The following is an 11,146-nucleotide window of genomic DNA, read 5'->3' as shown; positions in this document are numbered from 1 at the left end:
AAATCGGGACATCTGACTACAGACATCTCTCTCAAACCATCACCGGCCAATGTGGGAGCGGGCTTGCTCGCGAATGGGGAGTGTCAGTCAACATTCATGCCGAATGACCCACCGCATTCGCGAGCAAGCCCGCTCCCACATTGGAACTTCGATGCCACAAGATCCGCCATAAAAAAACGGCCCGCCTCCAAAGGAAGCGGGCCGTTTTCATGTTCGGCGAAAGGTCAGAGCCTCAGCTCATCCCGATCACTTGTTCAGGCGGAAATCTGCCTCGGCAGCCGCGAAGCGCTGCAGCATGCCGTGAGTCGGCGTGCCCAGTTTGCTGACGATGTAGATCGCCAGGCTGGCGAAGATGAAACCAGGGATGATTTCGTACAGACCCAGCAGCTCGAAGTGTTTCCACACGATCACAGTGATCGCGCCAACCAGAATGCCGGCCAGTGCGCCGTTGCGAGTCATGTCTTTCCAGATCACGGAGATCAGGACGACCGGACCGAACGCAGCACCGAAGCCAGCCCAGGCGTAGCTGACCAGACCCAGTACGCGGTTTTCCGGGTTAGCCGCCAGAGCGATAGCGATCAGGGCAACCAGCAGCACCATGGCGCGACCGACCCAGACCAGTTCAACCTGGGAAGCGGTTTTGCGCAGGAAGGTTTTGTAGAAGTCTTCGGTCAGGGCGCTCGAGCACACCAGCAGTTGGCAGCTCAGGGTGCTCATTACGGCAGCCAGAATGGCCGACAGCAGTACACCGGCGATCCATGGGTTGAAGAGGATTTTGGCCAGTTCGATGAACACGCGCTCGTGGTTTTCGGTCACAGGACCGGCCACCTCAGGGTGCGCCGAGAAGTAAGCGATACCGAAGAAACCAACAGCCACGGTGCCGCCCAGGCACAGGATCATCCAGGTCATGGAGATGCGGCGAGCGTTGGCGATCGACTTGACCGAATCCGCGGCCATGAAACGCGCCAGGATGTGCGGTTGGCCGAAGTAACCCAGGCCCCAGCCCATCAGCGAGATGATGCCGATGAAGGTGGTGTTTTTCAGCATGTCGAAGTTGCTTGGATCTTGCGCTTCGATGGCCAGGAACGTGGTGTCGACGCCGCCGGTGGCCAGCAGCACGATGATCGGCGTCAGCAACAGGGCGAAGATCATCAGCGTGGCTTGTACGGTGTCTGTCCAGCTTACTGCCAGGAAACCGCCGACGAATGTGTAGGCAATCGTCGCCGCAGCACCGGCCCACAGCGCTGTCTCGTAGGACATGCCGAAGGTGCTTTCGAACAGACGGGCGCCGGCCACGATGCCGGATGCGCAGTAGATGGTGAAGAACACCAGAATCACGACAGCGGAGATGATCCGCAGCAGGCCGCTTTTGTCTTCGAAACGGCTGGAGAAGTAGTCCGGCAGGGTCAGCGCATCGCCGTTGTGCTCGGTCTGCACGCGCAGACGGCCAGCGACGAACAACCAGTTCAGGTAAGCACCGATGATCAGGCCGATGGCGATCCAGCTTTCGGAAAGACCGGACATGTAGATGGCGCCCGGCAGGCCCATCAACAACCAGCCGCTCATGTCGGAGGCGCCGGCGGACAATGCAGTCACGACGCTGCCCAGGCTGCGACCGCCCAGAATGTAGTCAGAAAGGTTGTTGGTGGAGCGATAGGCCATGAAGCCGATCAGCACCATTGCTGCGATGTAGATCACGAACGTGATCAGGGTTGGATTGCTTACGCTCATTAAGTTACGCCCTGGCTTTGTTTTTATGTAGCGGCGGTTTTTGTAAACCGCTCGCAAACGACGACGTTTGACAGACGATTGTGGATCCCGCGCATTTATGACTGATGTTTCCCCAGGAAAGCCATCAGCCGGATGCACCTGTCTTCTGACCGGTTGCACCTTGGCCGCGAATGCTATTCAACAAAGCAAATAAGGTGCAACCCATTTCTTGAGAATAAGTTGCACCTAGTCGGATTTACTCGAAAAAAGGCGGTTTTTGCTCCCTTTTAGCGCAGTAAACGAGTTTCCCTAGAATTAAAAGCACCAAGCAGGAGCGGTACGTTCGTACCGGAATTTAATTCCTGACGAGCTGCTTATTATTCCGACAAAAAAAGGGTTGCACCCGGTTGCACCTCGAACAGCGCACAGCTAATCTTGCGGCCAGCTGATGCCACGCGGTCGTGGCAAACATGAGGATAAAAATATGGCTACCACCACCCTTGGGGTCAAACTTGATGACCCGACCCGCGAGCGCCTCAAGGCCGCCGCGACCTCGATTGATCGCACGCCGCACTGGCTGATCAAGCAGGCAATTTTCAATTACCTGGAAAAACTCGAGGGTGGTGCAACCCTGACCGAGCTGAACGGCCTGACCGCCAAAGAGGCTGACGACAGTGGCGAGGTCCATGTCGACCACGCGCACCAGTGCTTCCTCGAGTTCGCCGAAAGCATCCTGCCGCAATCGGTGCTGCGCGCTTCGATCACCGCCGCTTACCGTCGCCCAGAGCCGGAAGTGGTGCCGATGCTGATCGAACAGGCTCGCCTGCCGGTCGCCATGGCGGAAGCCACCAACAAGCTGGCTGCCTCGATTGCCGAGAAACTGCGCAATCAGAAGAGCGCCGGCGGCCGTGCCGGGATTGTTCAGGGCCTGTTGCAGGAATTTTCCCTGTCGTCCCAGGAAGGCGTGGCACTGATGTGCCTGGCCGAAGCGCTGCTGCGCATCCCGGACAAAGGCACTCGCGACGCACTGATTCGCGACAAGATCAGCACCGGCAACTGGCACCCGCATTTGGGCAACAGCCCGTCGCTGTTCGTCAACGCCGCCACCTGGGGTCTGCTGCTGACCGGCAAACTGGTCGCCACCCACAACGAAGCCGGCCTGACCTCTTCGCTGAGCCGCATCATCGGCAAGAGCGGTGAGCCGATGATCCGCAAGGGCGTCGACATGGCCATGCGCCTGATGGGCGAGCAGTTCGTCACCGGCGAAACCATCGCCGAAGCCCTGGCCAACGCCAGCAAGTTCGAAGCCAAGGGCTTCCGTTATTCCTACGACATGCTGGGTGAAGCCGCGCTCACCGAGCACGACGCCCAGAAGTACCTGGCGTCGTACGAACAAGCCATCCACTCGATCGGCAAAGCGTCCCACGGTCGTGGGATTTATGAAGGCCCAGGCATTTCCATCAAGCTCTCGGCACTGCACCCGCGTTACAGCCGTGCGCAGTACGAGCGTGTGATGGATGAGTTGTACCCGCGCCTGTTGTCGCTGACCCTGCTGGCCAAGCAATACGACATCGGCCTGAACATCGACGCCGAAGAAGCTGACCGTCTGGAGCTGTCGCTGGATCTGCTGGAGCGTCTGTGCTTCGAGCCGCAACTGACTGGCTGGAACGGCATCGGTTTCGTGATCCAGGCTTACCAGAAGCGTTGCCCGTACGTGATCGACTACGTGATCGACCTGGCTCGCCGCAGCCGTCATCGCCTGATGATCCGCCTGGTAAAAGGTGCGTACTGGGACAGCGAAATCAAGCGCGCCCAGGTCGAAGGCCTGGAAGGCTATCCGGTCTACACCCGCAAGGTGTACACCGACGTTTCCTACATCGCCTGCGCCCGCAAACTGCTGTCGGTGCCGGAAGTCATTTACCCGCAGTTCGCCACGCACAACGCCCACACCCTGTCGGCCATTTACCACATCGCGGGTCAGAACTATTACCCGGGTCAGTACGAGTTCCAGTGCCTGCACGGCATGGGTGAACCGCTGTACGAACAGGTTGTAGGCAAAGTTTCCGAAGGCAAGCTGAACCGTCCGTGCCGCGTGTACGCTCCGGTCGGCACTCACGAAACCCTGCTGGCGTACCTGGTACGTCGCCTGCTGGAAAACGGCGCGAACACCTCGTTCGTCAACCGTATCGCCGACCAGTCCATTTCGATTCAGGAGCTGGTGGCCGATCCAGTGGCCAGCATCGAGCAGATGGCGACGCTGGAAGGCGGCTTCGGCCTGCCGCACCCGCGTATCCCGCTGCCGCGTGATCTTTATGGTGCCGAGCGCGCCAACTCCAGCGGCATCGACATGGCCAACGAACATCGTCTGGCTTCCCTGTCCTGCGCCCTGCTGGCCACCGCTCACAACAGCTGGAAAGCCGCGCCGATGCTCGGTTGCGTCTCCAGCACTGAAACGCCTGCACCGGTATTGAACCCGTCGGATCTGCGCGATGTGGTCGGTCACGTGCAGGAAGCGACCGTCGAAGACGTCGACAACGCGATCCAGTGCGCCCTGAACGCTGCACCGATCTGGCAGGCCACTCCGCCCGCCGAACGCGCCGCGATTCTGGAACGTGCCGCCGATTTGATGGAAGGCGAGATCCAGCCGCTGATGGGCCTGCTGGCTCGCGAAGCCGGCAAGACCTTTGCCAACGCCATCGCCGAAGTGCGTGAAGCCGTGGACTTCCTGCGCTACTACGCGGTGCAGGCACGCAACGATTTCACCAACGACGCCCACCGTCCGCTGGGTCCGGTGGTGTGCATCAGCCCGTGGAACTTCCCGCTGGCCATCTTCAGTGGCCAGGTCGCTGCGGCCTTGGCCGCCGGCAACCCGGTACTGGCCAAGCCTGCGGAACAAACCCCGCTGGTCGCCGCCCAGGCCGTGCGACTGTTGCTCGAAGCCGGGATTCCGGAAGGCGTGCTGCAACTGCTGCCGGGCCGTGGCGAAACCGTCGGCGCCCGTCTGGTCGGTGACGATCGGGTCAAAGGCGTGATGTTCACCGGCTCCACCGAAGTCGCTCGTTTGCTGCAACGCAACGTTGCCGGTCGCCTGGATGCACAAGGCCGTCCGATTCCGCTGATCGCCGAAACCGGTGGCCAGAACGCGATGATCGTCGACTCCTCGGCACTGACCGAACAGGTTGTGATCGACGTGGTGTCGTCGGCCTTCGACAGCGCCGGTCAACGTTGCTCGGCCCTGCGTGTACTTTGCTTGCAGGAAGATTCCGCTGACCGTGTCATCGAAATGCTCAAGGGCGCCATGGCTGAATGCCGTCTCGGCAACCCGGAGCGGCTGTCCGTGGACATCGGCCCGGTGATCGACGCCGAAGCCAAGGCAGGCATCGAGAAACACATCCAGGCCATGCGCGACAAAGGTCGCAGTGTGTACCAGGTGGCTATTGCCGATGCTGAAGAAGTCAAACGCGGCACCTTCGTGATGCCGACGCTGATCGAACTGGAGAGCTTCGACGAACTGCAACGCGAGATCTTCGGTCCGGTGCTGCACGTGGTTCGCTACAAGCGCAAGGACATCGACCAGTTGATCGGCCAGATCAACGCTTCCGGCTACGGCCTGACGCTGGGCGTGCACACCCGCATCGACGAGACCATCGCCAAGGTGATCGACAACGTCAATGCCGGTAACGTCTACGTGAACCGCAACATCGTCGGCGCGGTGGTCGGCGTGCAACCGTTCGGTGGCGAAGGCCTGTCGGGTACTGGCCCGAAAGCCGGCGGTCCGTTGTACCTGTACCGTCTGCTGTCGACCCGTCCTACCGATGCAATCGAACAATCCTTCGCTCGCGGCGACGCTGTCACCGCACCGGACGTTCGTCTGCGTGATGCCATGAGCAAACCGCTGACCGCGCTGCAAGCCTGGGCCGACAGCAACAAGTTTGCCGACCTGAGCACCCTGTGCACGCAGTTCGCGGCGCAATCGCAAAGCGGGATCACCCGTGTTCTGGCGGGCCCGACCGGCGAGCGCAACAGCTATGCCATCCTGCCGCGCGAACACGTGCTGAACCTGGCGGAAGTCGAAGGCGATCTGCTGACTCAACTGGCGGCGGTGTTGGCTGTCGGTGGTTCGGCGGTGTGGCCGGAAGCTGACTTGACCAAGGCATTGTTCGCACGTCTGCCGAAGGAAGTTCAGGCGCGCATCAAGTTGGTTTCCGACTGGAACAAGGACGAAGTGGTGTTTGATGCGGTTCTGCATCACGGCCATTCCGATCAGTTGCGTGCGGTTTGCCAGCAAGTGGCCAAGCGTGCCGGTGCGATTGTCGGGGTTCACGGCTTGTCCCAGGGCGAGACCAACATTGCGCTGGAGCGCCTGGTGATTGAGCGGGCGTTGAGTGTTAACACCGCTGCGGCGGGTGGTAATGCCAGCCTGATGACCATCGGTTAACCCCGACGATCCGGGCACCTGCAACAGGTGCCTGGCTTGGCGATATTCCCTGTGGGAGCGGGCTTGCCCGCGATAGCGATGTGTCAGTCACTATCAATGTGACTGGTCTGTCGCTATCGCGGGCAAGCCCGCTCCCACAGTGGTTTGTGGTGTTTGCTAAGTTTCTGCGCGGCTCCACCATCACGCTTATCAATCATCCTGTTCAGCCTCTATTCCCACGCCTAGACTCGGTCCATTCCAAAAAAAGGTAGGCCGCCATGTCCGAGACGTTGCTCAGTTCCCGCAATCTGGCTTTCGAGCTGTATGAAGTCCTCGATGCCGAAGGCCTGACCCAGCGTGAGCGTTTCGCCGAGCACAACCGCGAAACCTTCGATGCCGCCATCGGCACCGCCCGCAGCATTGCCGAGAAGTTCTTCGCCCCGCACAACCGCAAGGGCGACGAGAACGAACCGCGTTATGAGGACGGTCAGGCGATTCTGATTCCGGAAGTGAAACCCGCGGTGGATGCTTTCCTCGAAGCCGGTTTCCTCAACGCCGCGCGCAGTTTCGACGCCGGTGGCATGCAACTGCCTACGCTGTTGTCCCAGGCCTGTTTCGCGCACTTTCAGTCGGCCAACGCGGCATCGACGTCATACCCGTTCCTGACCATGGGCGCGGCGAACCTGATCGAAAGCTTCGGCACCGACGAGCAAAAGCAGCGTTTCCTGCAACCGATGATCGACGGTCGCTTTTTCGGCACCATGGCCCTGACCGAGCCGCATGCCGGTTCGTCGCTGTCGGATATTCGTACCCGCGCCGAGCCTGCGTCTGACGGCACCTATCGACTCAAGGGCAACAAGATTTTTATCTCCGGCGGCGATCACCCGCTGTCGGAAAACATCGTGCACATGGTGCTGGCCAAACTGCCGGATGCACCGGCCGGGGTGAAGGGAATTTCGCTGTTTATCGTGCCCAAGTTTCTTGTCAACGATGACGGCAGCCTGGGCAAGCGCAATGACGTGCTACTCGCCGGCCTGTTCCACAAGATGGGCTGGCGCGGCACCACGTCCACGGCGCTGAACTTCGGCGACAACGGTGAGTGCGTCGGTTATCTGGTGGGCAAGCCGCACCACGGTTTGAGCTACATGTTCCAGATGATGAACGAAGCCCGGATCGGCGTCGGCATGGGCGCGGTGATGCTCGGCTACGCCGGCTATCTGTACTCGCTGGAATACGCTCGGGAACGTCCGCAAGGTCGTGTGCCGGACAGCAAAGACCCGAACACCGCGCCAGTGGCGATCATTCAACATGCTGACGTCAAACGCATGTTGCTGACGCAAAAAGCCTACGTCGAAGGCTCGTTCGACCTCGGGTTGTATGCGGCGCGATTGTTCGATGACACCACGACGCTTGAGACCGAAGCCGAGCGCAAACAGGCGCACGAGCTGCTGGATTTGCTGACGCCGATCGTCAAATCCTGGCCGTCGGAGTTTTGCCTGAAGGCCAACGAACTGGCGATCCAGATTCTCGGTGGCCACGGTTACACCCGTGAATACCCGGTCGAGCAGTATTACCGCGACAACCGTTTGAACCCGATTCATGAAGGCACCCACGGCATTCAGTCGCTGGACTTGCTGGGGCGCAAACTGGCGCAGAACGGTGGTGCGGGGCTCAAGCAATTGATCCGTCTGATCGCCAACACTGCCGAGCGCGCTCATGCATACGAATCGTTGACCCCGTTGCGTGACCCCCTGGAGAAACTGGTGGCGCGCCTGCAAACAGTGACTATTGGCCTGCTGACGGATCTGGCTCAGGGCAAGGTCAACAGCAGTCTGGCGAATTCGGCGCTGTACCTGAAAGTGTTCGGGCACACGGTGATTGGCTGGCGCTGGCTGGAACAGGCGATTCGTGCCGAAGAAGGGTTGGCCAAAGGGAATGCAGCGGATGTGAGCTTCTATAAAGGCAAGCTGCAGGCGGCGCGGTATTTCCTGACGTGGGAAGTGCCGGGTTGCCACCATGAACTGGCGATTCTTGAAGCTCGGGATGATGTATGCCTGGGGATGCAGGATGAGTGGTTTTAATTAAAGCCTTGTTTTGCTGCTGAAATCCAATCGCGGGCAAGCCCGCTCCCACAGGGATCTCTGTCGGTCACAGATAATGTGATCCCACCCAAATCCTGTGGGAGCGGGCTTGCCCGCGATGGCGTCAGCACAACCAACACATCACTTCAGCTTGAAACTACCCATCTGCCGCGCCAGATCATCCGCCAACCGCTGCAACGTCTGACAATCCTCACGACAAGCCCTGACCTCACCCGCTGTCGCCCGGGCCAGATCGGAAATCCCCTGCACGTTTCGATTGATCTCCTCGGTCACCGCCGACTGCTCTTCGGTCGCCGTCGCCACCTGGTGGTTCATGTCGCTGATACGCTCGACCTGCCCCGTGATCGCCGTCAACGACGCCCCCGTCCGCTGGCTTGACTCAACCCCGGTGCCAGTCGCTGCCTGCCCCGTGTGCATCGACGACACCGCATTCTCCGCGCCCTGCTTGAGGCTGCCGATCATCTGCTGAATCTCATCGGTGGATGACTGTGTGCGTCGAGCCAAGGTCCGGACTTCATCGGCCACCACCGCAAATCCACGGCCCATGTCCCCGGCCCGCGCCGCTTCGATAGCCGCGTTAAGCGCCAGCAAGTTGGTCTGCTCGGATATCCCGCGAATCACCGCCAACACCTGATCGATGGATGCCACCTGATTGGCCAGCTCGCCAACGGCACCCGCCGCGAGGCCGATCTCTTCGGACATGCTTTCGATATGCCGGATCGAACCACCGACCACCTCCCGCGCCTGCATCGCTTCATCGCGAGCATTCTGCGAAGCGACCGCCGCGTTGCCGGCATTCTGCGCAATTTCCTGTACGGTCAGGCCCATTTCGTGGACGGCGGTGGCGACCATGTCGGTCATTTCCTGCTGACGGCCGGAGCGCTCGGCGGTGTTGTCCACCACCCGCGCCACTTGGCCGACGGCCGTACGCAAGCGCTCGCTGGTGGTCAGCACTTCGCCGATCATCTCGCGCTGACTGTCGAGGAATCGATTGAAGCCGCGCGCCAAATCTCCCAGCTCATCGGCGCGGCTGGAATCTAACCTGTGGGTCAAATCTCCACCACCGCTACCGATGGCTACCAGCGCCGCTGTTACCTGACGAATCGGACGCACCAGGCCACGGGCCAGCAATACCACCAGCAGCAGGCACACCAGCGCTACCGCCAAGCCAATTCCACTGCTCATCCACATGGCCCGGCGGGCCTCGGCGTAGATCTGCGACTGTGGCACTTCGGCCACCAGGGTCCAGCCCAGATCCCGCAGCGGCAGGCTCAACGCCAGATAATCTTCGCCATCGCGTACAAAGCTGCTGTTGGTGGCGACTTTTTGACCCATCACTGCTTGCGCTGCCGGAGCACCGATCTGCTCGGCCAAGGTGCGCTTGCCGCTGAATTGCGCGTCGGGGTGAACCTGGATCAAACCGTCGGAACGCACGAGATAGACCTTGCCGCGCTCACCGAAGTTGAAATTGTGGATCAGCTCCGACAGCTCTTTCATGCTCAGGCCCAGCCCGGCAACGCCCACGACTTTGCCGGCCTGTTCGACCTTGAGGTCGATGAACAGCGCCAATTCTCCGGTCGCGGTGTCATTGTCGATATTGAGGGTGCGCGGCTGGTTGCTGTCGAGGAACGAGTAGAACCAGGCGTCTTTGGGGTTGGAACGGCTGAGGGTCCGGTCCAGGCCTTTTTCAGTGAAATAGTGATTTGAAGCGGTGCCGACGATCAGCGCGGTAAAGGCTTTGTGTTCGGCGCGGATGCCTTCCAGATACTCGACGAACGCGGCGGTCCGGGCAGGGTTTTCGCCGTCTGCCAGCCAGTCACGCACCATGCTGTTGCTGGCGATGTCCTTGGCGGCGGTGAGGGGTTGAACGAGGATGCGCTCGATGTCGTTGCGCATCGCTTCGATGCTCGACGGCAGTGCTTGTTCCACCAGATAGCGCTGGGCGAGGCGGTTGACCACGAGGGTATAAATGCCAACCACGATCAGAATACTGACCAGCAGGGCGGTGCCCATACTGAGGATCAACTGCCATTGAATACTGCGACGCCAGAACTGCATGGAGCACCCCCAAAGAATAAGAGGCTGAAACACTGCAACAGCCGTGCCGATTGTATACAACGCAAACGACAATTTATTCTTTGGTTGTGCGCAAAGCCGATCAGGCCTGATTGATCGTCTTGGAGATCACTTCAACCGTGGCGCTGACTTGCTCTTGGTAACGGTCGAGTTCGAGCTTGTGCTGCTTTTGCATTTCGATCTGCTGCGAGCACAGATTCATGGCTGCCAGCACCAGCAGGCGGTCACCGATCAGCGTCGGGTACTTTCTTTTGGTGTCGGCCAAAGCGGCTTTCAACATCATTGCGGCGTCCAGCAGGGTTTGCTCTTCCCCGGCCGGCGCCTTGATCGAATAGTCCTCCCCCAGGATCGAGACGACTTTTACCCCTGCGGCGCCGTAACTCATGCGCTGACCGGGCCGGCGCTGACGCGTTCAACCAGGGCCTGGATGCGAGCGGCGGTGGCGCCTTGTTTTTCTTCCTGTTCCATCAGGCTCAGTTGCAGGCTTTCGTTTTCATCCTTGGCCTGGGCCAGTTCGGCGCTCAGGGTCTGGTTGGTGCCGAGCAGGTTCTGGTTCTGTTGAACGAGGTCGCTGACCAGCTGTTCCAATTGGCTTAGGGATGCTTCCAACATTTTGATTTTCCAGGCATTTTCAAAGGGCGCGTACGATAAAGAAAAGTCACCACGGATGCCAGGGTTATGGGGGCGCAAGGCCTTGATTTTCCTGGCGGGTGACCTTCCTCGCGAACTTTAAAGACTGTGATTGGCGGATCTGGTTCCTGCACTTCGTCGCCATAGGTCAAAACCAGCGTGCCTCCCCCTGTAGGAGCGAAGCTTGCTCGCGAAGGACGTTAACGATAAC

General features: G+C 60.1%; 6 protein-coding genes and 1 pseudogene. 2 read left to right on the top strand and 5 right to left on the bottom strand.

Annotation, left to right across the window (positions count from 1 at the left end):
- Positions 1–246 precede the first annotated feature (246 nt).
- A complete protein-coding gene (gene putP / locus J2Y86_RS20175) occupies positions 247–1,731 on the bottom strand; it encodes a sodium/proline symporter PutP (protein WP_253435370.1) in 1,485 nt (494 codons plus the stop codon).
- A 463-nt stretch (positions 1,732–2,194) separates the two neighbouring features.
- Between putP and putA the strand changes: the two genes are divergently transcribed.
- Together putA and J2Y86_RS20165 are read left to right on the top strand one after the other, a co-directional pair.
- On the top strand, positions 2,195–6,148 hold the full coding sequence (gene putA / locus J2Y86_RS20170) for a trifunctional transcriptional regulator/proline dehydrogenase/L-glutamate gamma-semialdehyde dehydrogenase (protein WP_253435367.1): 3,954 nt from the start codon (positions 2,195–2,197) through the stop codon (positions 6,146–6,148).
- A 257-nt stretch (positions 6,149–6,405) separates the two neighbouring features.
- Entirely contained in the window at positions 6,406–8,208 is a 1,803-nt protein-coding gene (locus J2Y86_RS20165; protein ID WP_253435364.1) for an acyl-CoA dehydrogenase, read from the top strand.
- Between the two features lie 141 nt (positions 8,209–8,349).
- Here the strand turns inward: J2Y86_RS20165 and J2Y86_RS30510 are convergent, their stop codons facing one another.
- From J2Y86_RS30510 to J2Y86_RS20150, 4 genes and pseudogenes are all read right to left on the bottom strand, one after another.
- Positions 8,350–9,081 carry a methyl-accepting chemotaxis protein gene (locus tag J2Y86_RS30510; protein WP_437180690.1) on the bottom strand — a complete coding sequence of 244 codons (732 nt, stop codon included), beginning with the start codon at positions 9,079–9,081 and terminating at the stop codon, positions 8,350–8,352.
- A gap of 132 nt (positions 9,082–9,213) precedes the next feature.
- Positions 9,214–10,242 (bottom strand): annotated as a pseudogene (locus J2Y86_RS30505) (HAMP domain-containing protein); the annotation flags it as partial.
- Positions 10,243–10,387: 145 nt separating this feature from the next.
- Positions 10,388–10,690 (bottom strand): cell division protein ZapA, encoded by a 303-nt coding sequence (locus J2Y86_RS20155; protein WP_084320977.1) that lies wholly within the window; start codon positions 10,688–10,690, stop codon positions 10,388–10,390.
- Positions 10,687–10,917 carry a hypothetical protein gene (locus J2Y86_RS20150; protein WP_017336178.1) on the bottom strand — a complete coding sequence of 77 codons (231 nt, stop codon included), beginning with the start codon at positions 10,915–10,917 and terminating at the stop codon, positions 10,687–10,689. The genes J2Y86_RS20155 and J2Y86_RS20150 overlap by 4 nt, the downstream gene beginning before the upstream one ends.
- Between the last annotated feature and the right edge of the window lie 229 nt (positions 10,918–11,146).

Origin of the sequence: Pseudomonas migulae (assembly GCF_024169315.1) — a bacterium.
GTDB lineage: Bacteria > Pseudomonadota > Gammaproteobacteria > Pseudomonadales > Pseudomonadaceae > Aquipseudomonas > Aquipseudomonas migulae_B.
This window is presented reverse-complemented; position numbering and strand designations above follow the sequence as displayed.